Source organism: Mesorhizobium sp. M0185, from assembly GCF_040322175.1.
GTDB lineage: Bacteria > Pseudomonadota > Alphaproteobacteria > Rhizobiales > Rhizobiaceae > Mesorhizobium.
On the sequence record NZ_JAMYSY010000015.1, the window covers coordinates 91,593 to 116,935 of the forward strand.

The following is a 25,343-nucleotide window of genomic DNA, read 5'->3' on the forward strand; positions in this document are numbered from 1 at the left end:
GGACAGCTGGCGGCTGTCGCCGATGTGGGTCTACTCGGTGACGTGCGGCGTGTGCCGCTTGTCTTCCGCGGGATCGGCGTCGATCCGCGCCCTGCCGGGATCGAACGCACCATGGCGGGCGATCGCCAATGCCGGGGTGTCGGGCGTCTCGTAGGCCCACATGAAGTCTTCTGCCGACGAACCGACCGCATGAACACGCCAATAGCTTGCCGTGCCCTTCAGCGGGCCGTGGCTCGTCGTGTTCGTCTTCTCCAAGAGGTCGAAATAGATGTCCTCGAAGGGTATGTAGAAAACAGGATCATGGCCGTCTTCATAGAGCACCTTTGCCCGCTCGCTCGACGCAATAATGGCATCGGAGAACCGGACGGTCACGGTTCCATCAAACGGGACAATCCTGAGCGGGCCTGGGCGGGGGGCGGAATCTGCGGCTAAGGACTGCATTCGACTTCTCCGTTGACTGCGCTGCCTTCCCGAAACGTACTATCGCCGGTCAGGGTTCCAGTTCTACGCTTCTCCTCTTCCGAAACTGTCGAGGAACCCGACAAGGTGATCGGCAACGCGCTCGGGTGCTTCGCGCGTCGGAAAGTGGCCGATGCCAGCCAGAAGCTGGCGCTCGTAATGGGCCGTGAAGTATAGTTCCTTGCCTTCGGACGATTGTGGCAGCACAACGCGGTCGGCATCGCCGTGGATCGTCAGAGTAGGCGCGGGAATGGACTTGGCGGAAATCTGGCGCCGGGCAAGATCGGCGTAGCGCGGATCGGGATCGGCTTCGCCCCAGCGAACCCTGTAGGAGTGCAACGTCACGTCGGCCCAATCGGGATTTTCGAAGGAAGCGGCAACGCTGTCAAAAAGCTCTTCCTCGAACCAGCCGGGCGGGCTCCAGCTTTCCCATTGAAAATGCGCGAACGCCTTGCCTTGCTGGCGAACGATCTCGGCGCCGCGATCCGTTGCCATGAACCATTGGTACCAGAATGCCCTGACCTGGTCCAACGGCGGCGTTGCGAATTCGCCCGGCTGCCAGCCAAGCGACAATGCCGAGCAGCACCGTATCCGTTCGGGAAATACCGAGGCGAGCAGGTAAGCGATCCGCGCGCCCCAATCGTGGCCTACGACCGCAAAACGGCCGAGGCCAAATGCGTCGGCGAAATCGATCACGTCCTGAGCCATGGCGGCAATTTCACCGGATCGCATGGTCTCGTCCGACAGGAAGGTGGTTTTGCCGAACCCACGCAGCCACGGCGCAAAGGTGCGGAAGCCGGCACGATGCAGGACAGGCGCAATGCGCGTGAAGGTGGTTGCGTCGTTCGGCCAGCCGTGGAGAAGCAGAACGGGCGCGCCGGCTCCAGGGCCACCGGCGATGTACGCGATGCGCAGCAACGGCGTGGTGCAGAAGGTGGGTGTTTCCATGATCCGGCCATCCCGTTTCGATCACGCCGCATGGCGTCAGATCGTTTTCGGCGCAAGTTTGCTGAACCGCGCGCGGCTGCGATTGTTCCATGACAGAGGCGGACTTCCAATGAAACCTCACCGCTGCTCGCGGTGGAAGAAGACCGACGGGAACGGTTTTCCAAGGTCGTCGTTGTTTCAGACCTCCGCACGCGCCATAATCGCAATGGCCGCCACTCGCCGACTCAACAGCAAATGGACCACATGCTGGATCGATCGCCTACCCTCCCAAGGTCGCTTGGCGCTGCGCTGCGAAGGGAAGTGCCGCGGTTTGCGGCACCCGGCAATGAAATTTCATGCACTACGGTCGCATCCTACAATGTGCATAAATGCGTCGGCACCGACGGCAGGTTCGATCCGGAGCGGGTCGCGGCCGTGGTCAAGGAACTCGACGCCGACATCATCGCTTTGCAGGAGGCCGACGAAAGAACCGGAAGCAGGCAGGGATTGCTGGATCTCGCAGCACTCGAGCGCGACAGCGATCTCGTCCCCACACACATCCCGGAAAACCGCCGCAGCCATGGCTGGCATGGAAATCTGATCCTGGCACGCCGCGGCGTGGTCGAAAGCGTGAACCAGATCCGGCTGCCCGGCCTCGAGCCGCGCGGCGCGGTGATTGCGGACCTGGAGCTGAAGGGCGTCTCGCTCAGGATCATAGCCGCGCATTTCGGCTTGCTGCGGCGCTCGCGCTCGCAGCAAGCCAACGCACTTGTCGAAGCCACGCACCCGGTTCTGCGGCCAACAATCCTGCTTGGCGACCTCAACGAATGGCGCGTCCGCAACAGGTCTTCGCTGCTGGCCCTGCTGCCGCATTTCGGTCCGATCGATGCGGTTCTGCCGAGCTTTCCGTCGCGCTTTCCGCTGTTTGCGCTCGACCGCATCCTGGCCAGGCCGCCGCACCTGATTTCCAGCATCGAGGTGCACAAGACGCCGCTGGCGCAGCGGGCTTCCGATCATCTGCCGATCAAGGCCCGGCTGAACCTGGACGCGATACGGCAGCCGCGACTGCAACCAGAATGAACCTGAAGGGTTGTTAGTCAGATTTCAGACGGTTTGCTTCGCTGATGTTTGTCGGTGCACTTTATGGATACAGCCATTTCGCGGTTTGCCCGGGACAAGATCGCTGCCGGCAATAGCGGGCTGGTGCTGATCGCCGACAATTATGACGCGTTTGCCGCACGAATCCTTGCCGCGCGCAGTGCCACCAGCAGCCTCGACCTGATGTACTATCTCTGGCACGACGACCATAGCGGCCGGCTGCTGATGCAAGAGGTCGTCAAGGCGGCGGAGCGCGGTGTCCGCGTCCGCATGCTGCTGGACGATATAAATCCGCGCAACAGCGACGCCGCTTACCTGGCGCTCAACAGCTACAAGAACATCGAGCTGAGGCTGTTCAACCCCAGCGGCATGAGGAACGGCAGCATCTTTCGCTCGCTGGAGATGGTTGCCCGGCTGTTTGCGATGACCCGCCGCATGCACAACAAGGCCTGGATCGCCGACGGGAGCCTGGCCATCGTCGGAGGAAGAAATATCGGCGATGCCTATTTCGACGCCGCGGAGACAAATTTCCGTGATCTCGACCTGTTGCTTCTCGGTCCTGCCGTAGGGCAGACGATGCAGATCTTCGAGGCGTTCTGGAATTGCGAGGCGGCAAAGCCAATCCAGCTGCTCAACCCGGCTGCGGTGGGCTCGCGCGCCGATTTCCTCGATAATCTCGATGCGACCGCGGACGGCCAGCTTTTGAACAGCCTCAGTGCCTGGCGCACGATCACGGAGTTCATTGCAGCGCACAGCGACGTCTGCTGGACGAAAGGCGTTCGCGTCATTTCCGATCCGCCGGAAAAGGTGCGCGGCAAGCGGCGCAGGAACTGGCTGACCAAAGAGCTGCTTCCCGCTATCGCGGCGACCAGGCAGCGCCTCGAAATCGTCTCGCCCTATTTCATCCCCGGCCGCACCGGGTTGGCCATCCTGTCGAAGCTGGTGGATCGTGGCGCCGAGGTTGCAATCCTCACCAACTCGCTCGCCGCGACGGACGTCGCCGCCGTGCACGGCGCCTATGCCAGATACCGCCGCAAGCTGCTTAAAAAAGGTATCCAGCTTTTCGAATTGCAACCCTTCAACCGCCAGGCCAACATCTCCGTTTTCGGCTCAAAGGGAGCCAGCCTCCATACCAAAGCCTTTACGGTCGACGACACGCTGGGGTTTGTCGGTTCCTTCAATTTCGATCCGCGTTCGGTGTCGTTGAATGCGGAAATGGGCGTGCTTTTCCACGATGCCAATCTGGTGATGGAGTTGCGCCGGCTGTTCGAGCACGAAAAGTCGCCGCAGACGAGCTATCAACTGGTCCTGGACAAAGGGGCCTTGCGGTGGCTCGGCATGGCGGATGGCGAGATGCGTCAATATTCGCGTGAACCGGAGGCCAGTCTCTATCGGCGCATCGTTGCAGCGCTGGTTGGCTGCCTGCCGATCGAATCGCAATTGTAGAAGCGACGGATTTGTCGGAACGGAACTCTTTGTCGGAACGGAACTCGGGGATCACGAGTTGTAACCCGTGTCCGGAGCATGCCGATGAAGACCACGATATACAGTTTTCTTGCCGAGCTCTTGCCGTTCTGGATGGCGCATAAACGCAAAATGCGCGCCGACCGCGCCGCTGAGCGGCCGACACGACCGGCTGCTGCCGATGACGATGGTCGGCCGACAAGCGATCCGAATCGAGCAACACCGGCGCGTCGGCGCAACACGTCTTAGGGCGGGATGCTTTCAAATTAGATCCCGCTCCAACTGTCTGGTTAGACGCAATTCCGCGACGCCAAGTGATTCCATTTGGCTGCAGAAGCTCCAGTTCCTAAGCGATCACGCTATCGTCAAGTATCGCTACCCGAAATCCGGCGTTGCCAAGCATCCATTTTGCAGCACGTACGTTAATGTGCACTACAGGGTTGCCGCTATAGGTGAGCGCCATGAGTGACAGTGCGATAGAATTCTTGCAGGACTGGATCCACGAAAACGTTCATGTGCCGCCGCCTCCGATCAAGCTTGAAAGGGAGGCGGAAATCCTCGCCAGGGAATGCAAGGAAGAGGCGGCCGATGCCGGCGTACCCATCGAAGACATCGAGGAAGAGGTTGGCGACCTCAAGGATCTGCTCGTCGCCAAGCTCGAAGACGCAGCCGAGGACGAGGCCCGGCAACTCAATGGCCACGGCCAAAAGATTTCTACGCTGGCGGCCGGGCAAAAGCGGGCCATATGAGGCCGGTCCGAGCGCAGGCAAGGCATCACGAGGTGCGCCGCTTCGGCCTATTGTCCGATCAGCGTCAGCCCGAACAGGATCATCAGCCAAAACCCGGCAGCAGCGACCGCAAGACGCGGCAGGACGCCGTCGTTGGCGAGATGCATGAACAGGATGGCGATGACGGCGGTCTTGGCCGCGGCGATCACCAGATTGAGTGCCGAATTGAAGCCGCCGAGCGCGAGGAAGGACGAGCCGACGGTCAGGGCCAGCAAGGCTAAAAGCCCGATATAAGCAAGCGTGAGTTTGCGGAACTCGCTCATCTGTTGATCAGATAGAGGACGGGGAACAGGAAGACCCAGACGACATCGACGAAATGCCAATAGAGGCCGATTGCCTGCACGCGCCGGAACCGGCTGGCCTCGATCGTGCGTGGCCACAGCGCGAGGATGCCGCCGATGACGATTACGCCGCAAATCAGATGCAAGGCGTGCAGTGACGTCATCGCGAAATAGAGGCCGAAGAAGAATTCGGCATGAACAGGATCCGGGCCCTTATAGATGAAAGGTGCGCCGAGCACCGGCGCCAGCCCTTCGCTGAATTCCCTGGCGTACTCCGTCGCCTTGATCGCCAGGAAGACGACGCCGAGCAGCGCCGTCGCAGCCAATGCCCAGCCAGCGGCGCGCCATCGCCGCGCGACCGTGTACATATGGGCGAGCGCCATGGCAAAACTGCTGGTGATCAGGACGACGGTGTTGGCCGTGCCCAACGGCAGCGACAGATGCTTCGCCGCGCCGGCGAAGGCGTCGCCATAACTCAACCGGGCGAACATGAAGACGAGCAGGATGGCGCCGAACAGCATCGCCTCGGAGCCGATGAACACCCACATGGCGAAGCTGTCGGCAGCCGTTTCGCGAGCCGGCCGGTCGAAGGCGATGCTTGTCGTCGGTGACTTCAAACCAGATCCTCCACCGGGTCCGACCGTTTCTCGGTCAGGCCTTTCATTGGATAGTCGTAGGCTGGTCTGGTGACGGTCGGCATGCGATCGAAATTATGCGCTGGCGGCGGCGAGCTTGTTTGCCATTCCAACCCGGTCGCTCGCCACGGATTGGCCGGCGCCTGCGCGCCTCGAAACAGCGACCATGCCAAGTAGAGGAGCGGCATCAGATGGCCGATCGCCAGCACCACGGCGCCAGCCGACGACAGGATGTGCCAGAAAGCGAATTCCGGCGGATAGGTATGGTAGCGCCGCGGCATGCCCAGAAAGCCGAGCACATATTGCGGAAAAAAGGTCAGGTTGAAGCCGATGAAGGTCACAGCCGCGGCTATACGGCCACAAACCTCCGAATACATTCGGCCGGTGAGTTTCGGCCACCAGAAATGCAGCCCTGCCATGTAGGCGGCCACCATGCCGCCTACCATGATGTAGTGGAAATGGGCGACGACGAAATAGGTGTCGTGAACGTGGACGTCGATGGCGAGCGCGGCAAGGAAAAGGCCGGCCAGCCCGCCGAAGGTGAACAATGCCAGGAAGAACAGCGCATAAAGCATCGGCGTCTCGAAGCTGATTTCGCCCTTGCGCAGCGTCAGGCTCCAGTTGAAGACCTTTATCGCCGATGGGATCGCGACGCAGAAGGACAGGAACGAAAACACCACGCCGGCATAGGCCGACTGCCCGCTGACGAACATGTGGTGGCCCCAGACGAGAAAGCCGAAGACGGCGATCGCCATCGAAGCCAGGGCGACGGCCTTGTAGCCGAACAGCGGCCGGCGGCTAAAGCAAGGCAGCACTTCCGAGACCACTCCCATACCTGGCAGGATCATGATGTAGACGGCGGGGTGCGAGTAGAACCAGAACAGATGCTGGAACAGCAGCGGATCGCCGCCGAGGGCGGGATTGAAGATGCCGATGCCGAAGACGCGCTCCAGCACGATGAGGATCAGCGATGCTGCAAGCACCGGCGTCGCCAGCACCATCACCAGGCTGGTGGCGTACAGCGTCCAGACGAAGATCGGCAGCCGGAACCAGGTGAGGCCAGGCGCTCGCAAGGTGTGGACGGTGACGATGAAATTGATGCCGGTCATGATCGTCGAAAAGCCGACAATGAAAACGCCGAATGCCGCGGTCGAGACAAAGCCGTTGGCATAGAGCGTCGACAGCGGCGTGTAGAAGGTCCAGCCGGTGTCGACGCCGCCCAAAACCACCGAGGCGAGCGCGAACAGGCTGCCGAACATGAAGACGTACCAGCTTGCCAGGTTGAGCCGTGGAAAGGCGAGGTCGCGCGCGCCGATCATCAGCGGCAGCAGGAAATTGCCGAGCGTTGCCGGGATCGACGGCACCAGGAAGAGCCACACCATGATGATGCCGTGCAGCGAAAACAGCCGGTTGTAGACATCGTCGGAGACCAGGTCGCCGGCCGGCGTCGCAAGCTCGATGCGCATCAGCACGGCAAAGGTTCCGCCGAGGAAGAAGAAGGCCGTCAGCGAGACGAAATAGAGCCACGCCACCCGTTTGTGGTCGGTTGTCAGCAGCCAGGAGCGCGGCCCGGCACCTTCTGCGAGATAGCTTGCCGACGCCAAATCGCTGCTCATTGCGGCGCCTCGTTTTTTGCCGCCGGGAACGAGGGAGATTGGAGCGATAGGGATTTGAGATAGGCCATCAGCATCTGCAGTTCGGCTTCGTCAACGAGACCGTCGAAGCTCGGCATCACCGGCTGGTAGCCGGCGGCGATTTCCTTGTTCGGGACAAGGATCGAATCGCGCAGATAGCGTTCGTCGGCGATGACCGTCTGCCGGTTGGCCAACGCCACCGGCTGGCCGAAAACCCCATCGAGGCCGGGCGCCCGCACCTTGCTGGAATTGCCGTGACAGCCGGAGCAGCCGAGCGCGCGGAACAGTTTCCCGCCGCTCGTGGCAAGGCTTTCGCCTTCACCTTGACTGCCGAGCCATGATGCATATTGCTCCGGCGCCAGCACCGTCACCCAGCCGCCCATCTCGGAATGCTGCGTGCCGCAATATTCGGCGCAGAACAGGTGATAACGCCCCGGCTGCGTGGCGATGAACCAGACATTGGCCGTGCGTCCGGGAACGGCATCCTGCTTGACCCGAAAGGCTGGCACGTAGAAGGAGTGGATGACGTCCTGTGATGCCAGCGACACCACCACCGCCTTGCCGACCGGCACGTGCAGCTCGTTGATCTCGCGCTGGCCGCCGGGATGGCGGAATTCCCACATCCATTGCTTGCCGAGGCCGGCGATCTCGACGGCGTCCGGTGGCGGACGGTCGCGCCGGACAAAAAGGACTGCGCCCCAGCCGAAGAAGATGAAGGCCATCACCAGGCTGGCAATGGTCCACGTCATCTCCAGCGGCAGGCTGCGGGCACGCGCCCCGGTACGGTCGGCTGCGGAGCCGATACGATATTTGACGGCGTAGCCGACAACGAGAACGGTCAGGAACAGGCCGAGCGCGACTGCGAAAGCCAGCAATGTGTAGAACAAGGCATCGACGCTGCCTGCGATGGACGAGGCTTCCTGCGGGAAAAACCGGATGCCGAAGCTCACGCCCGCCTCCCGCGCGCCAGCAGCAGTATGGCCGTCGCCAACCCCACCACCATCACGATGCTGGCGAGCTTCAACGCAGCCCAGATCGCCGGCGTATATCGCCCCTTGGACGCATCGAAGCCGGCGCAGAGCAGGAAGACATGATCGGCGATCGAGCCGAGCCTGCCGGAAGATGCCTCGACAAGGGCAAGCTCAAGATCGCGCGGCGTGAAGCTCAGCGCCGGCAGCACCTGCGCTATCCGGCCTTTTGGCGTCAGCGCGATGACCGCGATCGGATGGGCGAATTGGTCGATCGGGGCGTGGGTGTCGAAACTGATGCCGGCTTCCGCGGCAAGGGCGCCGCCGGCGCCGTCGGCACTGGTCAGGAACCGCCACGCCGACAGGTTCCTCGCGTCGGCCGCCGCGGCGACCGTGGCTTGCGCATCGCCCGCATCTTCGGGCGTGTCGGCGGCATCGATCGAGACGAACAAAGCGCGATAGGTGTCGGGGTCGAGCGAGGTCTTTTTCAAATCCGAGGCGACCGCCTGTTGGGTCACACCACAAAGGTTCGGGCATTTGTCGTAGCCGAAAATCAGCAGCGCCGGCCGGCCGGCAAGCATTTGGCCGATCGTGCGCTGCTCGCCGGACGCATCGCGAAACACCCGGTCGAGGCTGAGCTGCGCGCCGATCTCGGGATCGAAGGCCGGGCGTGCGAAAGCCATGGCCGGCAGTGCCGCGAGAAGGGAAAAAGCAGTTAGCCAGGCCTTCACGGCCGGCCTCCCTGGCCTGGCGCGGTCCGGCAGCGCGCGGCCTGTGGCGCGCGTGGTATCTCGGCCTCGACCAATCGGCAGTCGGCGCCGGCGGCCGGCGCCGGCTGCCCCCAGTTCGGCAAACCATGGCTGACGATCGCCCACATGGCGTCCTCGATCGGAATGCGGGCAATGCCGGCGGTGCGGTCGACCCAGCCGACCTTGTTCAGCTCCCGCTCCTCCGCCTTGCGGAAGGCAGCGAGGTCGTCTTCCGGAAAGCGCTGCAAGGCTGGACTGCCCCGCTTGCCGACCGATGACGGTCCCGGCAGCGGCCAGAACGGCCTGGTGTCGAAGATGAACCCGAGGACGATGACTGTTGCGGCCAGGAGCAGCAGCAGGCCGGCCGCGAAGGCAAGCAGCGCGCCCGGCCAGACGTCACGCGTTTCGGGATGGCGGGCCGCCCTAGCCATGGACCGGCCTCCGGCACCAGAGGGCGATCCGGTCCGGCCGGCCAAGCACGAAAAGCAGCAGCGCAAGCCAGAGGCCGCCAGCTCCTGCCAGCGCGGCAAGATCGTACCAGAATGCGATCACATTACCGTCCGCCAACGGCGGTCTGATCCGCCACAGGACATCGACGTAGTGGCCGGCCAGCACGATGCCGCAGATCGACAGCAGGCCGGCATGGCTGCGCCTCAGATCCCGGCTGAGCAGCTCGGCAAAGGGGACCGCGAATTGCAGCGCAATCAGCAGCCAGAGCAGATACTGCCAGCCATTGCTGCTGCGGATGAGGTACCAGCGGATCTCGTTCGGCAGGTCGCCGCCCCAGGTCACCAGCCATTGCATGAACGACAGGTAGGTCCACAGCAGCACGAAGCCGAACAGCATGTTGGCCAAATCCTCGCTGAGCGCGACATCCTCCTCGCCGCCCGGCATGACCTCGATCGAGCGGTTCACGCACAGTACCGTCATCGCCAGGGCGTAAGCGCCAACGACTTCGGCGGACGCTTCCAGCAGCGCATAGATGGTCGAGGAGAACTCCGGCTCGAGCGAGAGCATCCAATCGATGGCAAAGATCGTGAGCGCCAGCCCATGCGCAATCAATCCAGCGGCATAGGCCTTGCCGCGGCCGGCGCTGCCGTGGCCGCCATCGGCCGTTGTCCAGTCGAGCACACGCCACGCCAACACCAGCCAGATCGCGCCGCAGGCGGCAAAGCGCAGCAAAAAGAACGGAACGTTCAGATAGAAGAATTTCTGGCGCACGGTCTCAGGCAATGCAGCCGCGTCGGCACTCGCCCAAGGAAAGACCAGGTCAAGCCAGACCAGAACCGGCAGCAGCAGAAGCAGCGCCAGCGGCAGCGTCGCGACGAGAGCGCGCAGCGGCTGGCGGATTGCCTCGCCCCAGCGGCCGCCGGTCAGCCCATGCACCATCAGGATGGTCAGCGCGCCGAGCGGTAGGCCGAGCAGGAAGAGCGCCGCAGGCAGCCAGCCGGCCAACATGGCTCTGAAGTCGAAGGCCAATCCCGTGGCGCAAAGCACAAGTCCTACGGCGGCCACGGCAAGCGCCGGCAAAATCAAACGTTCGGCGGCAAGCCGCATCATCGCCCGCATCATCGATCCGGCTCCGCATTGAGCTCGGCGCGGAGGCTTTCCGGCAGCTCGGCAATTGGTGCATCGCGCGAATATTGCAGGGCGCGGATATAGGCGACGATCGCCCAGCGGTCGGCAGGCGGGACACGCGCCGCGTAGGAATACATGGCGCCATAGCCGTTGCTGATGACGTCGTAGAAATGCCTGTCGCTCGCCTTGCGCAACGCGTCCTGATGATAGGTGGGCGGCGCCGGAAAGCCCCGCTCGACGATCATGCCGTGGCCGTCGCCGGCGCGGCCGTGGCAAGGCGAACAGAAGATGTCGAAGCGCTGCTGGCCTCGCCGCAGCAGCGTCATCGTGACCGGATAGGGAAACGTGTCGGGTACCGGCGAAAGATCGGCATCGCGTGCGACCGTGTCCTCGACCGGCGCCCGCGCCGACATGCCGTCGGCGAACTGGTTGCTGCTTTCGAGCGGATCGTAGCGCGGCTGGTCCTCCATGTCCTGCCGGCAGCCGGCGACCAGCAAGGCTGCCGACAGCAGGATCGTGCGCATGTTCACGCCTCCACCTCCTCGACGGTTTCGGCGCCGAGCCGTGTCAGCTGGCCCTTGGTCACGCCCTTGCGGAACTTCGGATCGGCGGCCTCGACGAGCAGATAGAACTTGCCGCCGCGCGCATAGGTGAAGCTCGTGGCGTTGAAGACCGGGTGATAATATTCGGGCAGGCGATTGGCGGCCAGCATGCCGAAGAATGCGGCCAGCGCAGCGCCAAGTATCGCGGCCTCGAAGGCGATGACGAGAAAGGCCGGCCAGGAATGCAGCGGCCGGCCGCCGACATTGAGCGGAAAATCGATCTCGACCGAATAGAGGATCAGGCCATAGACAAACACCGCGCCGGCGACGGCGCCGCCAAGGATGGCCCATGGCAAGCGCGTCTTGCGCATGCCGAGCATGTCGGCCAGCCCATGGACATGGAACGGTGAGAACGCGTCCATGCGCCGGTAGCCGCGCGCCCGCATGGTGCGGACCGCCTCGGTCAGCGCTCCGGGATCGGCGAAAGCCGCAATGACGCCGTAAAGGCTCATCTTGCGCCGCCCCTCTCCCCGGCCAGCTCCTCGACCTCGAAAATGGTGATGGCCGGCAGGACGCGGATGAACAGGAAGACCAATGCGAAGAAGGTGCCGATCGAGCCGAACAGGATGCCGAAGTCGAGCCACCTCAGTGATTGTTCGCCCCAGGACGACGGCAGGTAATCGCGGCTTGGCCCGGTGACGACGATGACGTAGCGCTCGATCCACATGCCGACATTGATGATCAGGGCAATGGCGAAAAGCACCGCCATGTTGAGGCGCACCCGCCGGAACCAGAGCAATTGCAAAACAGCGCCGTTGCAGGCGAGCATGGTCCAGAACAGCGGCGCATAAGGTCCGAAGGCGCGCTGCCACATCATCGTGCGCTCGTAGGTTTCGCCCGAATACCAGGCGAAGAAAACCTCGGAGGCATAGCCGTAGATGACGATCATGCCGGCGGCGATCATCAGCTTGGCGGCATTGTCCATGTGCCGCAGCGTGATCAGATCCTGGACCGAAAACGCCCAGCGCAGCGGGATGGCGATGGTAAGCACCATGGCGAAGCCGGACAGCAGCGCGCCGGCAACGAAATAGGGAGGAAAGATAGTCGAATGGAAGCCCGGCGTGATGGCGAAGGTGAAGTCGAGCGAGACGATCGAATGCACCGAGACGACCAGAGGCGTGGCCAGTGCCGCCATCAGGAAATAGACCGTCTGGTAGCGCGCCCAATGAAAGGCCGAACCGCGCCAGCCGAGCGCCAGTATCCCGTAGAACAGCTGCGCCGGGCGCGATTTCGCCCGGTCGCGCAGGACGGCGAGATCGGGCAGCAGGCCCATATACCAGAACATCAGCGAAACGCTGGCATAGGTGGCGATCGCCGCGAAATCCCAGACCAGTGGGCTGCGCCATTGCGGCCAATGCATATGCGTGGTGGGTAGCGGCAGCAGCCAGTAGAAGAACCATGGGCGGCCGAGATGCAGGATCGGGAAAAGCCCCGCCATCGCCACGGCAAACAGCGTCATCGCCTCGGCAAAGCGGTTGATCGAGGCGCGCCATGGTTGGCGCAGAAGCAGAAGCACCGCCGAGATCAGCGTGCCGGCATGGCCGATGCCAATCCACCAGACGAAATTGCCAATCATCGTGCCCCAGACAACCGGAATGTTGACGCCATAGGCGCCAACGCCGACTGAGATCAGATAGGTAATCGAATAGAGAAAGATGAGGACGAAGACGAAGCAGGCGAAAAACGCGGTCCAGAAATAGCGCGGCAGCCTGCCGTCGAGGACGATCGCACTGATACGGCCGCTGATCTCCGGAAGGTCGTGCCGGCCGCGCAGAACGGGCAGTGCGCCCGGTTTTCCAGCAATAGCCTCAGCCATCGGCTTTCCCGCCTGGCGAGAGACGGCCGTTGATATTCCTGATCTTGCCGAGATAGGTGGTGCGGGGTCGCGTGTTGAGGTCCTCGAGCAAGGCGTAGTGTTGCGGCGCTGCTTTTTCCTGCACGACAGCGGCGCTCTTGCTGTTGAGGTCGCCGAAAACGATCGCTTGCGTCGGGCAGGCCTGCTGGCAGGCGGTCACCACTTCGCCGTCGGCTATGTGGCGGTTTTCGATCTGCGCCTTGATGCGTTTTTCGGAAATGCGCTGGACGCAGTAGGTGCATTTTTCCATCACACCGCGCGAACGGACGCTGACGTCCGGATTGTGCGCGGCCTGTTCCGGTCCAGCCGCATCCTTCTCGAATTTCTGGAAGTCCAGGAAGTTGAAGCGCCGCACCTTGTAGGGGCAGTTCTGCGAGCAGTAGCGCGTGCCGATGCAGCGGTTGTAGACCTGCGCGTTCAGCCCGTCATGGGTGTGGGTGGTGGCGTTGACCGGACAGACGACCTCGCACGGCGCCTTCTCGCAATGCATGCAAGGCACCGGCTGGAAAAAGACGTCGGGATCGTCGAGCGGACCGGAATAGTACCGGTCGATCCGCAGCCAATGCATCTCATGGCCGAGTTCCGACTCGTCCGGCCCGACGGTGGCGATGTTGTTTTCTGCCTGGCAGGCAGAGACACAAGCCATGCAGCCGATGCATGCCGACTGGTCGATCGACATGCCCCAGGCTTCCTGGCTGTATTGCCAGTCGGGATAGAGCGATCCGGTTGGCGCGGGCGGGGCGCCGTCGCGCACGAAGTGTGGATTTTTGCGGAAGGCCTCGAGCGAGGCATGGCGAACGATCGCCCTGCCCTCCATCGCCTGGTGGTGCTGCGTGGTGATGACCCGCGCGCTGCCGTCCTGCGGCGCGACCGTGGCGCCATAGACGATCCAGGGAGCCTCGAGGCTTCGCAGCCTGTACGCGTCGTGGCCGTCGGCGAGTGCTGCCACCGAACCGAGCTTCCGGCCGAAGCCCAGAGCAAGTGTCACGGTCTCGTCGGAATGGCCAGGTATGATCCAGACCGGCGCATCGATGTCCGTGCCGTTCGAGGCGATATTGATGACCCGGGCGTTTTCCACCTGAAGCCGCCCCGCCGTCGCCGGCGACATTAGCGCTGCATTGCCCCAGACGATCTTGCTCAGCGGCCGCGGCAATTCCTGCAGCCAGGACGAGTTGGCATTGCGTCCGTCGCGCAGCCAGGGATCGGCAACGAAACGGATTTCGACGCCTTTTGCCGCTTCGATGCGTGGCTTCAGGCCACGCAAATCCGGGGGCATCGCAACTTCGACTGGAGTGCTGGCACTGCCGGATACAAAGCCGTCGCGAAGCGCCTTTCGCCACGCGGGATCGTCCAGTGCTTGCGCCCGCGTCGTTTGCGCCCAGGTCCGGCGGACGAGCGGCAGCGCAGAAACAGCTAGTTCACCGCCAAGCACGGCCAGGATTTCATGCACCGTCCGCCCCTGGTAAAGCGGCCTGATCAGCGGCTGCACGATCGACGCGGTTCCGTCATGGGCGCGCAGGTCACTCCAGCTCTCGAGGTCATGCGCAGCAGGGACATGCCAGTGTGCGACGAAGGCGGTTTCGTCGCGGTAGAGACCCCAGTGGACAAGAAGCTTCAGCTGCGAAAACACGTCGCGGACATCGAACCCCGCAGGTGCGGTGTGGAGAGGATTGGCGCCGAGTATGACAACGGTGTCGATATCTCGCGCGGCGATCGCCTGGCAAAGTGCAGCGAGGTCGCCCTCGATGGGCATCGCGTCGGGCGGCTCGATCAGTTCCAAGGTGTTGCCAAGCGCACCAAGCCGCGCATTCATGGCAAGAGCCGCGGCATGGACGAACGGTGTTTGATGGGCGCCCGGCACGATCAGCGCCGCGCGGCCGGCCGCCTTCAGGTCGTCCGCAGTGGCAGCCAACCAGGCCGGGTCCAGTGCCAAGGCGCTTGGCGCCGCTTCGCCGCCAAGCACCGCGCTCAGCGCCGCGGCGACGGCTTCGACCTCGCTCGGCCGCACCGGCCTGCGGTGATCGGCGGCAGCGCCGGTGATCGTCGGCGTCGATTCCACCGCATAGACCCGGCTCATCGTATCGTCCGCCCGGCGCACGCGACGCCGCGCGGCAAAGTCACGGGCGTAAGCGAGACGGCCGGGGCCCTCGCCCAGGAAATCCGCGTCGAGACTGACAATCGCGTCGGCGCGATCGAACCGGTAGACCGGTGCAAGCGCCCTGCCGAAAAGGGTCTGCGTGGCTTCGGCGCCGGACGGCGTTGCCAGGGGATCGTGCTGGAACAGCCTCAGCCTGGGGTAGCGCGCGCGCAGCGCCTCCAGCTGCGCCTTCATGGTGGGCGAGGTCGTCGCCTCGATCAGCAGCGCCGCGCCGGCACCGCCTGAGCCGGCCAGCCGCGAGGTGAGCTCGGCCATGTCGGCAAGGAAGTCGCCATAGGCCGCCGGTTCGCCGTGTTTCAGCGGCATGCGCGAGCGATCGGGGTCGAAAAGCGACAGCACCGCCGCCTGCATGATGGCGTCCGTCGCACCGCGCGAGGCCGGATGGTCGGGATTGCCTTCCACCTTGGTCGGCCGGCCCTCATGGCTTTCGACCACCGCACCGATACCGTAGCCATCGCTCGAAAGCGTGGTCGCGTAATAAAGCGGCTTGCCGGGAACGATGTTTTCCGGCTGGCGGATATAAGGCAGGATGTCTTCGGCCCGGCTGCAGGCGGCAAGCCCGGCCAGCGTCAGCGATGCACCCATCAGCTTCAGCAGCGTGCGCCGGTCGAGCCGCGGGATGCGCTCGGCGATCGAGGGAAATTCGGCATCGACGAAGCGGCGGAATTCCGGCGTATCGGCGAGCTCGTCGAGGCTTCGCCACAGCTCCGGGCCGGGCGAAAGCCGTTCGCCCAGGCCGGCCATGTCTGGAGCCGCGATCGGTTTGTCAGCGGTGGCAGACATAACAGTCGGTCATGGTCTCGGGGTGGATATCGAGAAGGCTGACGAGTGACCGGCGGATTTCGGCGATGCCGGCCGGTGGCTTCCAGTGCATCAGGAACACGTCCTGCGGCGGACGCAAATTAGGCTCGGGATCGCGATGGCATGCCAGGCACCATTCCATCGATAGTGCGTGCGCCCGCCGCATCAGCGGCATGTCGTCGACCTCGCCATGGCAAGTCTCGCAGGCGACGCCTTTAGCGATATGGATCGAATGATTGAAATAGACGAAGTCGGGGACACTGTTCACCCGCTGCCACTGCAATGGCTGCCCGGAAGCAAGGCTTGCCCGTATCGGCGCCAGCATGTCCGCGTTGGTGAAAAGCTGCGAATGGCAGGTCATGCACACCTCGGTCGCCGGCAGACCCGCCGATGACGAAGTCTCGACGCCGCTATGGCAATAACGGCAATCGATGCCAAGCTCGCCGACATGGTGCCTGTGGCTGAACGGCACTGGTTGCGCCAACGGCCGGCCAACGCCGGTGACGAAGTCCGAACGCAGGATGGCGGTGCCGCCGAGAGCCGCAAAGATCGCCATGAAACACGCGCCCCACAGAGCGAAGCGTGAAATGCCGTTGGCGCTCCTTGAAAAGACCTGCGGCATTCCCTCGCCGATTTCGCATCCAGCAAACCGTATTCACCCCCCAAAACCCCTAACTGCGGCTGCGTGGGTAAGTTCCGGCTGGGGCAGCGGAGATCACAGAATGGTTACCTCGCCCTGGCCCATCAGGTCGGGCTGACCGGAAACCATCGAACCCTCCATACGTTCGGATGAGGTCACGTTCTGTTTCACCCGGATAAGCATCATGATCATCCCCCACCCCCATCCCATTCCCCGCCGGTCCGGCGTTGCCTTCTGGTGGACGATGTTCGTCGGCGCGCTGCTGACGATCCTCGGCCTGCTGATCGGAGGGGGCGGTGCCTGGCTGATCGCGCTGGGCGGATCCTGGTACTATCTGCCCGCCGGGATCGCCCTGCTGGCCGCCGGCAGCCTGCTGCTTGCCGGCAATGCCGCCGGTGTATGGCTTTATGTCCTGACCTGGCTGGCGACCCTTGCACCCGGCGGCCACCATTTCATGGAGACCAGGATCGGCGACGACATCATTGCCTACGCACTGCCAAAAAGCTGACGCCTGACGATGACGGCTTCGCGGGACGCTTCCATCCTGATCGTCGGCGCCGGCCCGACCGGGCTGACGGCGGCAGTCGAACTGGCAAGGCGCGGCATTGCACCTCGCATCATCGACCGCAAGGAAGGCCCGACGCCGCTCGCCAAGGCGGTCGGCATCAGTTCGCACAGCCTCGACATCCTTGAACCGTCCAAAGTCGCTGCCCGATTGCTCGCCGAAGGATTGAAAATTCGCCGAGCCCGTTTCTGCTTCGAAGGACGAGCGCTCGGCGAGATCGATTTCTCGATCCTGCCCCACCGCCATAATTTTCTGCTGTCGCTGCCGCAGCGCGACACCGAATCGCTGATGACCGATACGCTCAAGGGATTTGGCATCGACGTCGAATGGCGAAGCACATTTGTCGGCATGGTCGAGCACAAAGGCCGGGCCGAGGTGCGGATCGAGGCGCCAGACGGCCGTGACGAGGCAAGTTTCGACCTTGTCTTCGGAGCCGACGGTGCGCAAAGCACGGTGCGTGATGCCATGGGCATCGGCTTCGATGGCTACACGCATCGGCGGCAATGGAGCATTGCCGACGCCGACATCGACGATTGGCCCTATGAGCCGATGGCCGCCCACGCATTTCTTCACAGGAACGGCGACGTCGGTTTCGTCATCCCGATCGGCGAGAAGCGCTATCGCGCGGTCTCCAACACCGAGGATGCGCTGGCCCGCATCCCCGGCAATTACCGGATCACGCGGTTGTTGCGGACCGACCGCTTCCATATTCCGGTGCGACAGGCACCGCGTTATCAAACCGCATGCGCCTTCCTGGGAGGCGATGCCGCGCATGTCCATTCGCCGCTGGGCGCGCGCGGCATGAATCTCGGCATCGAGGACGCCGCGTCATTCGCCAGGCGTTTCGTCGACGGCACGCTTGCCGGCTACACAAGCGAACGCCACCCGGTGGGGCAACGGTGGATCACGCTCAGCGAGCGCATCCTCTCGCTGGCCCAATCGGACAACGGCATCATGCAAGGCGTCAGGAACGCGGCCTTCAGCGCCGTCGGCTATCTGCCGCTGCTGCAACGGCCGCTGCTGGAGCGTGTCGCCGGGCTCAAGGAATGACGTGGTCGCATAAACCTTTTCGCCGGACATGCGTTGTTGGGTTTCAAGCCAGGGAGATGACCATGCAGATGAAATCGGAAATCGCCGGCGAGGCCGCCAAGCAACGGCACATCCAGCGCCGGATCGACGAGAAGGACAAGTCCAAATCCAATGGCAGGCAAAAAGGCGCCATGCAGGCCGGTGCCCGCAAATATCCCGAGCCGCCCTTCCCCGAGCAGCACCAGCCGAAGCCGGGGCATGAATGGGCGATCGAGCCGGCGCCGCTTTACGATGCGCCGTACTATATCGGATCGAAAAAGCTCGACGGCAAAGTGGCCGTCATTACCGGCGGCGATTCAGGCATCGGCCGTGCGGTGGCCGTGCTCTATGCGCGTGAAGGCGCCGATGTGGCGATCGTCTATCTCTCGGAGGATAGGGACGCCAAAGATACCAAAAGGGCCGTCGAAGCGGAAGGCCGGCGCTGCATGCTGATCAAGGCCGACGTCAGCGAACGCAACCACTGCCACAACGCGGTGGCTGAGATCGTGCAGGAGTTTGGGCGGATCGACGTGCTGGTCAACAACGCCGCTTTCCAGATCCACTCCAGCGATTTCAGCGAGCTGACCGAGGAGCATTTCGACACGACGCTGAAGACCAACCTCTACGGCTATTTCCACATGGCGCAGGAGGCCGTGCCGCACATGAAACCCGGTTCGGCGATCATCAATACCGGTTCAGTGACCGGCATCGAGGGTTCGAAGCAACTGGTCGATTACTCCATGACCAAGGGCGGCATTCATGCCTTCACCCGCGCGCTCTCGGGCAACCTTGTCGAGAAGGGCATAAGGGTCAACGCCGTGGCGCCAGGCCCGGTTTGGACGCCGCTCAACCCCTCGGACAAGGAAGCCGGCGATGTTTCGAAATTTGGCGCTGATACGCCGATGAAACGGCCGGCCCAGCCGGAGGAGATCGCGCCGGCCTACGTGTTCCTCGCCTCGCCGCACTGCTCGAGCTATATCACCGGCGAGATATTGCCGATCGTGGGCGGCTACTGACGGCATGTATTTCATTGCCCTGGCCACTGACTATGACGGCACGCTGGCGCATGAAGGGGTCGTTGCCGAGAAGACGCTTGCGGCGCTTGAACGCTTCAAGAAGAGCGGGCGCAAACTCATTCTCGTCACCGGGCGCGAGCTGCCCGACCTGAAACGCGTCTTTCCCGAAGTCGCGATCTTCGACAAGGTGGTCGCGGAAAACGGGGCGCTGATCTACACGCCGGCCAGCGAGGAGGAGCGGACGATATCTCCGCCGCCCGCCCCCGAGTTCATCGCCAAACTCAGGAAACGCGGTGTCAAACCGCTTTCGGTCGGACGCTCGATCGTCGCAACCTGGGAACCGCATCAGGCTACCGCGCTCGAGGTCATCAAGAAATTGGGGCTGGAGCTGGAAATCATCTTCAACAAGGGCGCGGTGATGATCCTGCCCAGCGGCATCAACAAGGCGACCGGGCTGACAGCTGCGCTTCAGGACCTCAGATTGTCGCCGCACAACGTCGTCGGTGTCGGCGACGCCGAAAACGACCACGCCTTCCTGCGCGCCTGCGGCTTCAGCGTGGCCGTCGACAACGCACTGCCGGCAGTCAAGGATACGGCGGATCTCGTGACACGCGGCGCGCGCGGAAAAGGCGTCGAGGAACTGATCGCCAAGGTGGTCGAGCGCGATCGCGAGCTTGTGCCGAACCGCGACGGCATTCTGCTTGGCTCGGAGGATGGCAAGGAGGTGTATCTGTCGCCAACCGATACGGTGCTGATCGCCGGCAGCTCCGGCATCGGCAAATCGACCCTGGCGACCGCACTGACGGAGCGCTTCGTCGAGAGAAAGTTCCAGTTCTGCATCTTCGATCCGGAAGGCGACTATGACGGCCTCGAAGGCGCCGTCCGGCTGGGCGACGGCTCGAACGCGCCGACGAAGACGCAGTTGCTCGATCTCCTGGAGAAGCCGGACAACAATCTGGTCGTCAATGGCCTGGCGCTGCGCGTTAAGGAGCGGCCGGACTTCTTTGCCGACCTGCTGCCGGGCCTTGGCGGTGTTCGCTTCCGCACGGCACGACCACACTGGCTGATCATCGACGAGGCGCATCACCTCTTGCCGAAGCGGCGCGACGACACGCCAATGGTGCTGGCCATGGAATTGCCGGGCACGATCCTGATCACGGTTCATCCGGACGCGATCTCAACCGAGGCATTGCGGCTGGTCACCGCCGTCATCGCACTCGGCCCCAAGGCGAGAAAGGTCATCAAGACGTTCTGTCACGAGACCGGCACCGAACCGCCAAAGGACAAGAACCTGAACTCTCCAAAAGATGAGCGCGTGCTGTTCTGGCGGCCGCAGGCGCGCAAGAAACCTGCCATGGTCGAGCCGATCGAACCGCGACAGTTGCTCAAGCGCCACAGCCGCAAATATGCCGAGGGCCAGCTGGACGAGAAGGGCAGCTTCTATTTCCGCGGTCCCGACAATGCGATGAACCTCCGCGCCCATAATCTGATGATTTTCGCCCAGATCGCCGAGGGCATCGACGACAGGACCTGGGAACATCATTTGCGCGCCGGCGACTATTCCGAATGGTTTCGCCACCAGATCAGGGACAAGGAACTGGCGCGCGAAACCGCCGAAGCGGAGAAAGACGGCACACTTTCGGCGCAGGAGAGCCGCAGCCACGTCCTGGACGCGGTGCGCCGCCGCTATACCGCGCCCGCGACCGCGCCGAAGGAATAGATGCAAACGGCGCCCAGCCGGTCCAAGCCGGCTGGGTTCGCCTCGTGGTCGATCTCCGTCCCGCCTCGGCAGACGGCCGAGTCCCAGTCGGTTCCAACCGTCGATGGTCCATCGTGGAACCTCATCCGCCAAACGAGATTGTGTTCTATCGGGCGCCAGATCTATTCAATGCTGAATAATTGCCCGAAAGGAGACGATGGATGAGCAACGACCGGGACAAGGATGGTCCTGTCTTTTCAGCGGAACAGGCGCGGCAGGGCGAGATCATCCTGCGGACGCGGGCGCGCCGGATCATTTTCATCGCCGGCCTAGTGGGTCTCGTCTTGCTGGCATTGCTGGTGTGGTGGATTTAAATTCCTGACGGCTGGAGCGAAATCATGAAATCACAGCTTGTTGCCGAAAGCGCCGGACAGAGAACGTTCGTCGTTGTGCTTGATCCCGGCGAAGAGGCGTTTGCGCAGCTGACGTCATTTGCGGTCGACCGTGGCGTCGGCGGCGCGTCGCTGACCGCGCTCGGCGCTTTCGAAAGCGCAACCGTCGGCTGGTTCGACCCTGGAGAAAGAACCTACCGGAAAATCCCCGTCCGGGAACAATGTGAGGTGCTGAGTGCGATCGGCGATGTTGCCATCGGCGACGACGGCAGGCCCAGCTTGCACGTCCACGCAGTCCTTGGATTGAGTGACGGCACCACGAGGGGCGGTCATCTGCTGGACGGCATCGTGCGGCCGACGCTCGAGGTCACATTGGTGGAGACGCCTGGCCATCTGCGCCGCAGGCACCGTCCCGAACTCGGCGTCGCCTTGATTGATTTGGAGGCGTAAGCCGATCACTTCGTTGATTTGACTGCGGCCGTTTCGGGTACGACCTCCCAACCGAAGACGCTGCGGCCGCCGAGCAGATGCGATTGCTCGAACTCCCCGGCGACGATTTCCTTCAGGCTTGGGCCGGTGACATAGCGCTCGACCTGCCTCGACTGGTCGTCCAGCCGCCGCAACGCGCCGATCTCTTCGTCACGGCCGAGCCTGGCCTTCTGGACAGCCGACTTCAGCACGCCGATCGTCTCGTCATAGACCTTCAGCGGCACGGGGAACGGGTGCCTGTCCTTACCGCCATGCGCCAGCGAGAAACGGCCTGGATCGGAAAAACGGCACGGCGCGCCATGCACGACTTCGGCGACCAGCGCCAGCGCCCGCACCGTGCGCGCGCCGACATTGGGCACGAGGAGAAGCCCGGCGAAATCTGTCGGGCCGCGCTCGGCCGCCGCCGCGATGTTGCCGTGCAGGCGGCGCATGACGACATCGCTTTCGCGCACATCGTGGTGCGCCGGCATCACCAGATGCGGCAGCAGCTTTTGTGCCGGCTCCGGCGCTGGCGCCGAACCCCGCTCCAAAGCGGCAAGCTCCCTCACGATGCGATCCGGTCCAAGGTCGTGCAGAAGGTCCAGTTGTCCCTGGCGCGACGCTTCAGCGCGGCGGTCGGTCAGGTTGACGATCTCGCCCTGGTTGGCGCCCTCGATGGCAGCATGCGGCTGGTCGACAAAGCTCTTCAGGCCTTCGGACAGCCAGTGATAGCGGCGCGCCACCTTGCTGTCGCCGTTCATGCCCTGCTGCACCACCACCCACTTGCCGTCGTCGGTGACGATAAAGCCGTGCAGATAGAGATCGAAACCGTCCTGGACCGCGGCGCTGTCCACCTTGGCGACAAGCCGGCTGGCAGTCGCGAGGCCTTGCCCGTCGAGGCCGACACGCTCGCCGATCAGGGCAAGCTCGTGCGGGGTCTTGCGCGAATGCGCGCCGCGGCCGCCGCAAACGTGGATGCCGAGTTCGCCGGAAAGCGGCGACAGACCGCGCTTCAAGGCACCGACGACGCTGGTGGTGATGCCGGAAGAGTGCCAGTCCATCCCCATTACGGCGCCAAAGGACTGGAACCAGAACGGATGCGCCAGCCGGCGCAGCAACTCATCGCGGCCGTAATGGTGGATGATCGCCTCGCACATGACAGCGCCCAGCCGCGTCATGCGGTCGCCGAGCCATTTCGGCACGCGTCCGCCGTGAAGTGGAAGATCAGCACTTCCCGATCGCTGTGCCACGGTCTTTTGCTTGCTCCTTGAGTCCTGCCTCGACAGATAGGTATCGAAAGGGGTGTGGAGAAGCTATGGCCTGATTCAGGCCGCGATCGTTGCAAGCCGCCAGCTAGCGGGCAGGTTCGCTGAGGAGATCAAACTTCTGGATCTCGCAATGCTCGCCCACCGATGCCAGCAGATCCATTGGCGGTGCGCCAGTGTCCGGCCGCCTCCAACTGATCTCGAACGAGAAAACAGGGTCCTTGAGATCTGGGCGCCTCTCTATTGCGACGAGGCGTGCCTGGTAGCCAAGCGGCCCGATGAGCGCATCGAGCTCCTGTCGAGCCGCGGCCTTCCACGTCAGTGCCAACTGGGCATGGTGTTCGCGCGACATTCGAAGGTCCACCCATTTCAGGACCAGCAAGGTGGCCAGCGTCAGCGCCGTGCCGGCCGCGCCCAAGCCGTATTGGCCACCACCGAAAGCCAATCCGATCGCCGTCATCACCCACAACGTGGCCGCCGTGGTGACGCCGCTGACAAGATTGCCGCGGCGAAGAATGGCGCCACCGCCGATAAAGCCGACGCCGGTCAACACGCCCAGCGGAAAGCGCAAGACGTCCATCGATGCAAACGAATCCGGGTGCTTGCCAACGGTCTCGAGCAGAATACTGGCCTGGATCATTGTGATGGCGGCGGCCAATCCGACCAGCACGGTGGTGCGTAGCCCCGCCGCGTGCCCGCGCGCCTCGCGGTTGAGGCCTATCAACAGGCCGGCGAGCGCGGTCAGAAGCAGTCGTGCCGCGATGTCCTGCCAGACCGGAACAACGAGGAGCATCGCGGTCACCCGTCAGGCCAAGCGCTGCTGGCCAAGAATAGCGCCAGGGTCAAAGCGAACAAGGGCAAGAGCGTCTTCATCGCAAATTCTTTTCGTCGATAAGCAACAAACGATGCGCTTGGATTTTGGTTGCGCCGCCGACGATCCACCCCGGCAATGGGCAGCGGCGGAACAAAACCTTCGGCCTGCGGGTTGGTGGGTTCACGCCAACGAAGGATTTGCAGTCATGGTCCGCTTGCTGCTTGCCGGAGCCGTCGCTTATCTGGCCTATCGCATCACCAAGGAGATCGGTGGGTCCGACGAGGTCGATCCGCGGTCGCCTTCACCCGACCAAACCGGCCGCAAGGTGCCGAGGCGGGAAAGCGGGGCGCAGGGGAATGGCCGACGGCGGTAGCGAATGCCTCAGCGGCGGCGCGGACCAGCCATGACCGCATTTCCGTTGCCGCTCGACCTTCGTCCGATGGAAGCCAAAGCCGCCGACGCAATTCCTGGCGGCGACGGGCTTTGGCAGTACGAACCGAAATGGGACGGGTTTCGCTGCCTCGTGTTCAAGGGCGACGATGCCGTCGATCTGCGTGCAAAATCGGGCAAGCCGCTTGGCCGCTACTTTCCCGAACTGGTCGCGGTGCTGCGCGATGTGAGGTCGCGGCGGTTTGTTGCCGACGGCGAAATCGTCATCGAGGTCGACGGATCGTCCTCGTTCGAGGTCCTGCAAATGCGTCTTCATCCCGCCGAAAGCAGGATCCGCAAGTTGAGCCTCGAGACGCCTGCCATGCTGGTCCTGTTCGACATGCTGGCCGAACCCGGCGGCGGGATCATCATCGAAGAGCCTCTCACCACCAGGAGGCAGGCGATTGAGGCCTTTGTCGCGTCGGCGGCACGGCCCGAACTGCACCTGTCCAAATATACGCACGACGCCGCTGCCGCCGAGCGCTGGCTGCAAGGCGCCGGCCATGGCTCGACCGACGGTGTCGTTGCAAAACTGATCGCCGGGCCATACCGGCCCGGCGAGCGCGCCATGGTCAAGGTCAAGCGGCTGCGAACTGCGGATTGTGTGGTCGGCGGCTTTCGCTATCTCGCCGGCAGCAACGAAGTCGGATCCCTGCTGCTTGGCCTCTACAACAACGAAGGCAGGCTGGACCATGTCGGATTCACCTCGACCATCGGCAAGGACGACAGGGCGGCGCTAACCAGACAGCTGGAAAAACTGCGGGCCAAACCGGGTTTCACCGGCAAGGCGCCGGGCGGGCCAAGCCGCTGGAGCACGGAGCGCAGCGGACAATGGGAGCCGATAAAGCCTGAACTGGTGGTCGAGGTTCGTTTCGACCATGTGACAGGCGACCGGTTCCGGCATGGAACCAAGCTATTGCGCTGGCGGCCGGACAAGCAGCCCCGGCAATGCACGTTCGAGCAGATCGAGTAAGTCCGTCCCGAGGCACC

At 63.4% G+C, this 25,343-nt stretch carries 27 protein-coding genes; 11 read left to right on the forward strand and 16 right to left on the reverse strand.

Annotated features, from left to right (window positions below; all coding sequences use genetic code 11):
* Window positions 1–30 precede the first annotated feature (30 nt).
* Together NKJ20_RS14630 and NKJ20_RS14635 are read right to left on the reverse strand one after the other, a co-directional pair.
* Complete coding sequence (locus NKJ20_RS14630) at window positions 31–441, reverse strand: DUF427 domain-containing protein (protein ID WP_352473066.1); 411 nt, start codon at window positions 439–441, stop codon at window positions 31–33.
* A 63-nt stretch (window positions 442–504) separates the two neighbouring features.
* Window positions 505–1,407, reverse strand: a complete 903-nt coding sequence (locus tag NKJ20_RS14635) for an alpha/beta fold hydrolase (RefSeq protein ID WP_352744857.1) — start codon at window positions 1,405–1,407, stop codon at window positions 505–507.
* Window positions 1,408–1,650: 243 nt separating this feature from the next.
* Here NKJ20_RS14635 and NKJ20_RS14640 point away from each other — a divergent pair, with 243 nt between their 5' ends.
* The 3 genes from NKJ20_RS14640 (at window position 1,651) to NKJ20_RS14650 (ending at window position 4,697) form a co-directional block, all read left to right on the forward strand.
* Window positions 1,651–2,466: an endonuclease/exonuclease/phosphatase family protein gene (locus NKJ20_RS14640; protein WP_023677076.1), complete on the forward strand. Its 816-nt coding sequence runs from the start codon at window positions 1,651–1,653 to the stop codon at window positions 2,464–2,466.
* A gap of 63 nt (window positions 2,467–2,529) precedes the next feature.
* Complete coding sequence (locus NKJ20_RS14645; protein WP_352449561.1) at window positions 2,530–3,930, forward strand: phospholipase D family protein; 1,401 nt, start codon at window positions 2,530–2,532, stop codon at window positions 3,928–3,930.
* A 479-nt stretch (window positions 3,931–4,409) separates the two neighbouring features.
* Entirely contained in the window at window positions 4,410–4,697 is a 288-nt protein-coding gene (locus NKJ20_RS14650; RefSeq protein ID WP_352744861.1) for a hypothetical protein, read from the forward strand.
* 47 nt (window positions 4,698–4,744) lie between these two features.
* Here the strand turns inward: NKJ20_RS14650 and NKJ20_RS14655 are convergent, their stop codons facing one another.
* The 12 genes from NKJ20_RS14655 to NKJ20_RS14710 are packed head-to-tail and all read right to left on the reverse strand — an operon-like array spanning window position 4,745 to window position 16,619.
* Window positions 4,745–4,999, reverse strand: a complete 255-nt coding sequence (locus NKJ20_RS14655; protein WP_352744863.1) for a cytochrome C oxidase subunit IV family protein — start codon at window positions 4,997–4,999, stop codon at window positions 4,745–4,747.
* Window positions 4,996–5,634: a cytochrome c oxidase subunit 3 gene (locus NKJ20_RS14660; RefSeq protein WP_352744865.1), complete on the reverse strand. Its 639-nt coding sequence runs from the start codon at window positions 5,632–5,634 to the stop codon at window positions 4,996–4,998. The genes NKJ20_RS14655 and NKJ20_RS14660 overlap by 4 nt, the downstream gene beginning before the upstream one ends.
* Entirely contained in the window at window positions 5,631–7,268 is a 1,638-nt protein-coding gene (gene ctaD, locus NKJ20_RS14665) for a cytochrome c oxidase subunit I (protein ID WP_352744867.1), read from the reverse strand. Before ctaD ends, NKJ20_RS14660 begins: the two co-directional genes overlap by 4 nt.
* Complete coding sequence (gene coxB, locus NKJ20_RS14670) at window positions 7,265–8,236, reverse strand: cytochrome c oxidase subunit II (RefSeq protein ID WP_352701979.1); 972 nt, start codon at window positions 8,234–8,236, stop codon at window positions 7,265–7,267. Before coxB ends, ctaD begins: the two co-directional genes overlap by 4 nt.
* The gene (locus NKJ20_RS14675) at window positions 8,233–8,985 is read right to left on the reverse strand and encodes an SCO family protein (RefSeq protein ID WP_352744870.1); all 753 of its coding nucleotides are present in this window, start codon (window positions 8,983–8,985) and stop codon (window positions 8,233–8,235) included. Before NKJ20_RS14675 ends, coxB begins: the two co-directional genes overlap by 4 nt.
* Window positions 8,982–9,434, reverse strand: a complete 453-nt coding sequence (locus NKJ20_RS14680) for a hypothetical protein (RefSeq protein ID WP_352744873.1) — start codon at window positions 9,432–9,434, stop codon at window positions 8,982–8,984. Before NKJ20_RS14680 ends, NKJ20_RS14675 begins: the two co-directional genes overlap by 4 nt.
* On the reverse strand, window positions 9,427–10,575 hold the full coding sequence (locus tag NKJ20_RS14685; protein ID WP_352744875.1) for a hypothetical protein: 1,149 nt from the start codon (window positions 10,573–10,575) through the stop codon (window positions 9,427–9,429). Before NKJ20_RS14685 ends, NKJ20_RS14680 begins: the two co-directional genes overlap by 8 nt.
* The gene (locus NKJ20_RS14690; RefSeq protein ID WP_352457837.1) at window positions 10,572–11,105 is read right to left on the reverse strand and encodes a c-type cytochrome; all 534 of its coding nucleotides are present in this window, start codon (window positions 11,103–11,105) and stop codon (window positions 10,572–10,574) included. The genes NKJ20_RS14685 and NKJ20_RS14690 overlap by 4 nt, the downstream gene beginning before the upstream one ends.
* A gap of 2 nt (window positions 11,106–11,107) precedes the next feature.
* The gene (locus NKJ20_RS14695; RefSeq protein WP_352744878.1) at window positions 11,108–11,635 is read right to left on the reverse strand and encodes a DUF3341 domain-containing protein; all 528 of its coding nucleotides are present in this window, start codon (window positions 11,633–11,635) and stop codon (window positions 11,108–11,110) included.
* Window positions 11,632–12,999: an NrfD/PsrC family molybdoenzyme membrane anchor subunit gene (nrfD, locus tag NKJ20_RS14700; RefSeq protein WP_352744881.1), complete on the reverse strand. Its 1,368-nt coding sequence runs from the start codon at window positions 12,997–12,999 to the stop codon at window positions 11,632–11,634. The genes NKJ20_RS14695 and nrfD overlap by 4 nt, the downstream gene beginning before the upstream one ends.
* Window positions 12,992–15,979 carry a TAT-variant-translocated molybdopterin oxidoreductase gene (locus tag NKJ20_RS14705; protein WP_352744883.1) on the reverse strand — a complete coding sequence of 996 codons (2,988 nt, stop codon included), beginning with the start codon at window positions 15,977–15,979 and terminating at the stop codon, window positions 12,992–12,994. Before NKJ20_RS14705 ends, nrfD begins: the two co-directional genes overlap by 8 nt.
* Window positions 15,963–16,619, reverse strand: coding sequence for a cytochrome c3 family protein (locus NKJ20_RS14710; RefSeq protein ID WP_502902808.1), 657 nt, complete (start codon window positions 16,617–16,619; stop codon window positions 15,963–15,965). Before NKJ20_RS14710 ends, NKJ20_RS14705 begins: the two co-directional genes overlap by 17 nt.
* A gap of 202 nt (window positions 16,620–16,821) precedes the next feature.
* Between NKJ20_RS14710 and NKJ20_RS14715 the strand changes: the two genes are divergently transcribed.
* The 6 genes from NKJ20_RS14715 (at window position 16,822) to NKJ20_RS14740 (ending at window position 21,827) form a co-directional block, all read left to right on the forward strand.
* Window positions 16,822–17,145, forward strand: a complete 324-nt coding sequence (locus NKJ20_RS14715) for a hypothetical protein (RefSeq protein ID WP_352744888.1) — start codon at window positions 16,822–16,824, stop codon at window positions 17,143–17,145.
* Window positions 17,146–17,154: 9 nt separating this feature from the next.
* Window positions 17,155–18,252 carry an FAD-dependent oxidoreductase gene (locus tag NKJ20_RS14720; protein WP_352744890.1) on the forward strand — a complete coding sequence of 366 codons (1,098 nt, stop codon included), beginning with the start codon at window positions 17,155–17,157 and terminating at the stop codon, window positions 18,250–18,252.
* Between the two features lie 62 nt (window positions 18,253–18,314).
* Entirely contained in the window at window positions 18,315–19,286 is a 972-nt protein-coding gene (locus NKJ20_RS14725) for an SDR family oxidoreductase (RefSeq protein WP_352449577.1), read from the forward strand.
* Between the two features lie 4 nt (window positions 19,287–19,290).
* Complete coding sequence (locus NKJ20_RS14730; RefSeq protein ID WP_352744893.1) at window positions 19,291–21,006, forward strand: HAD family hydrolase; 1,716 nt, start codon at window positions 19,291–19,293, stop codon at window positions 21,004–21,006.
* Between the two features lie 200 nt (window positions 21,007–21,206).
* Window positions 21,207–21,359: a peptide ABC transporter permease gene (locus tag NKJ20_RS14735; protein ID WP_352457805.1), complete on the forward strand. Its 153-nt coding sequence runs from the start codon at window positions 21,207–21,209 to the stop codon at window positions 21,357–21,359.
* 24 nt (window positions 21,360–21,383) lie between these two features.
* On the forward strand, window positions 21,384–21,827 hold the full coding sequence (locus tag NKJ20_RS14740; protein ID WP_023677099.1) for a PPC domain-containing DNA-binding protein: 444 nt from the start codon (window positions 21,384–21,386) through the stop codon (window positions 21,825–21,827).
* Window positions 21,828–21,832: 5 nt separating this feature from the next.
* Here the strand turns inward: NKJ20_RS14740 and NKJ20_RS14745 are convergent, their stop codons facing one another.
* Both NKJ20_RS14745 and NKJ20_RS14750 read right to left on the reverse strand, forming a co-directional pair.
* Window positions 21,833–23,095 carry a DUF763 domain-containing protein gene (locus tag NKJ20_RS14745; protein WP_352449581.1) on the reverse strand — a complete coding sequence of 421 codons (1,263 nt, stop codon included), beginning with the start codon at window positions 23,093–23,095 and terminating at the stop codon, window positions 21,833–21,835.
* Between the two features lie 103 nt (window positions 23,096–23,198).
* A complete protein-coding gene (locus NKJ20_RS14750; protein WP_031194456.1) occupies window positions 23,199–23,903 on the reverse strand; it encodes an MgtC/SapB family protein in 705 nt (234 codons plus the stop codon).
* Window positions 23,904–24,129: 226 nt separating this feature from the next.
* On the opposite strand from NKJ20_RS14750, the gene NKJ20_RS14755 reads away from it, so the two are divergent.
* Complete coding sequence (locus NKJ20_RS14755) at window positions 24,130–24,297, forward strand: hypothetical protein (protein ID WP_023677102.1); 168 nt, start codon at window positions 24,130–24,132, stop codon at window positions 24,295–24,297.
* A 30-nt stretch (window positions 24,298–24,327) separates the two neighbouring features.
* Window positions 24,328–25,326 carry an ATP-dependent DNA ligase gene (locus NKJ20_RS14760; RefSeq protein ID WP_352744895.1) on the forward strand — a complete coding sequence of 333 codons (999 nt, stop codon included), beginning with the start codon at window positions 24,328–24,330 and terminating at the stop codon, window positions 25,324–25,326.
* Window positions 25,327–25,343 lie beyond the last annotated feature (17 nt).

Bases quoted from the DNA above. Each gene is read 5' to 3' on its own strand.
- NKJ20_RS14715 (WP_352744888.1), top strand. From the start codon at position 16,822: ATGATCATCCCCCACCCCCATCCCATTCCCCGCCGGTCCGGCGTTGCC.
- nrfD (WP_352744881.1), bottom strand. From the start codon at position 12,999: ATGGCTGAGGCTATTGCTGGAAAACCGGGCGCACTGCCCGTTCTGCGC.
- NKJ20_RS14725 (WP_352449577.1), top strand. From the start codon at position 18,315: ATGCAGATGAAATCGGAAATCGCCGGCGAGGCCGCCAAGCAACGGCAC.
- NKJ20_RS14750 (WP_031194456.1), bottom strand. From the start codon at position 23,903: ATGCTCCTCGTTGTTCCGGTCTGGCAGGACATCGCGGCACGACTGCTT.
- NKJ20_RS14760 (WP_352744895.1), top strand. From the start codon at position 24,328: ATGACCGCATTTCCGTTGCCGCTCGACCTTCGTCCGATGGAAGCCAAA.
- NKJ20_RS14730 (WP_352744893.1), top strand. From the start codon at position 19,291: ATGTATTTCATTGCCCTGGCCACTGACTATGACGGCACGCTGGCGCAT.
- NKJ20_RS14685 (WP_352744875.1), bottom strand. From the start codon at position 10,575: ATGATGCGGGCGATGATGCGGCTTGCCGCCGAACGTTTGATTTTGCCG.
- ctaD (WP_352744867.1), bottom strand. From the start codon at position 7,268: ATGAGCAGCGATTTGGCGTCGGCAAGCTATCTCGCAGAAGGTGCCGGG.
- NKJ20_RS14655 (WP_352744863.1), bottom strand. From the start codon at position 4,999: ATGAGCGAGTTCCGCAAACTCACGCTTGCTTATATCGGGCTTTTAGCC.
- NKJ20_RS14645 (WP_352449561.1), top strand. From the start codon at position 2,530: ATGGATACAGCCATTTCGCGGTTTGCCCGGGACAAGATCGCTGCCGGC.
- NKJ20_RS14695 (WP_352744878.1), bottom strand. From the start codon at position 11,635: ATGAGCCTTTACGGCGTCATTGCGGCTTTCGCCGATCCCGGAGCGCTG.
- NKJ20_RS14690 (WP_352457837.1), bottom strand. From the start codon at position 11,105: ATGCGCACGATCCTGCTGTCGGCAGCCTTGCTGGTCGCCGGCTGCCGG.
- NKJ20_RS14720 (WP_352744890.1), top strand. From the start codon at position 17,155: ATGACGGCTTCGCGGGACGCTTCCATCCTGATCGTCGGCGCCGGCCCG.
- NKJ20_RS14680 (WP_352744873.1), bottom strand. From the start codon at position 9,434: ATGGCTAGGGCGGCCCGCCATCCCGAAACGCGTGACGTCTGGCCGGGC.
- NKJ20_RS14650 (WP_352744861.1), top strand. From the start codon at position 4,410: ATGAGTGACAGTGCGATAGAATTCTTGCAGGACTGGATCCACGAAAAC.
- NKJ20_RS14630 (WP_352473066.1), bottom strand. From the start codon at position 441: ATGCAGTCCTTAGCCGCAGATTCCGCCCCCCGCCCAGGCCCGCTCAGG.
- NKJ20_RS14735 (WP_352457805.1), top strand. From the start codon at position 21,207: ATGAGCAACGACCGGGACAAGGATGGTCCTGTCTTTTCAGCGGAACAG.
- NKJ20_RS14640 (WP_023677076.1), top strand. From the start codon at position 1,651: ATGCTGGATCGATCGCCTACCCTCCCAAGGTCGCTTGGCGCTGCGCTG.
- NKJ20_RS14705 (WP_352744883.1), bottom strand. From the start codon at position 15,979: ATGTCTGCCACCGCTGACAAACCGATCGCGGCTCCAGACATGGCCGGC.
- NKJ20_RS14635 (WP_352744857.1), bottom strand. From the start codon at position 1,407: ATGGAAACACCCACCTTCTGCACCACGCCGTTGCTGCGCATCGCGTAC.
- NKJ20_RS14740 (WP_023677099.1), top strand. From the start codon at position 21,384: ATGAAATCACAGCTTGTTGCCGAAAGCGCCGGACAGAGAACGTTCGTC.
- NKJ20_RS14755 (WP_023677102.1), top strand. From the start codon at position 24,130: ATGGTCCGCTTGCTGCTTGCCGGAGCCGTCGCTTATCTGGCCTATCGC.
- NKJ20_RS14710 (WP_502902808.1), bottom strand. From the start codon at position 16,619: ATGCCGCAGGTCTTTTCAAGGAGCGCCAACGGCATTTCACGCTTCGCT.